Raw genomic sequence first — 506 nt, forward strand, 5'->3', positions numbered from 1 at the left:
GAGCCGCTTCTGCTTTTAAATTGTATCTAGTTCCGACGGCTAGCTCTTCGTGTCTAAGAACCTCCCGCACTAAAGGTAAAAAGCACCTTTTGTGCGAGAGAACCTTAGCCAGTCAGAGCTAAACGAGCCGTCTACACTTTAAATTTCAAAAGACAAAAACAGGTAGTTGCAAAATGAAGTTAGCCTTGTTATAATTTCATCATATGTGTTTCATCAATATAGTTGTGTATGCAGCTGAAGATGAAAAACTCTGTTTCGAAAATGATTCAGGGCGGAAGGAGATGAAAAGAATGAAAGCAGGAATTCACCCAGATTACAAGAAAGTTGTATTCATGGACACAAACACAGGCTTCAAATTCTTAAGCGGGTCTACTAAAGGCTCTAGCGAAACTGTTGAGTGGGAAGATGGTAACACTTATCCATTACTAAAAGTTGAGATCAGTTCTGATTCTCACCCATTCTACACTGGACGTCAGAAGTTTGCTACTGCAGACGGACGCGTTGAT

General features: G+C 40.7%; 1 protein-coding gene. It reads left to right on the forward strand.

The window, feature by feature from the left end:
• Positions 1-290 precede the first annotated feature (290 nt).
• Positions 291-506 (forward strand): type B 50S ribosomal protein L31 (locus OXT04_RS29590; protein ID WP_267418943.1); only part of this gene is annotated, 216 nt, incomplete at its 3' end.

The organism is Bacillus sp. GC_Bacil_1 (genome assembly GCF_026540675.1).
In the GTDB taxonomy this organism is placed as follows: Bacteria; Bacillota; Bacilli; order Bacillales; family Bacillaceae_G; genus Bacillus_A; species Bacillus_A cereus.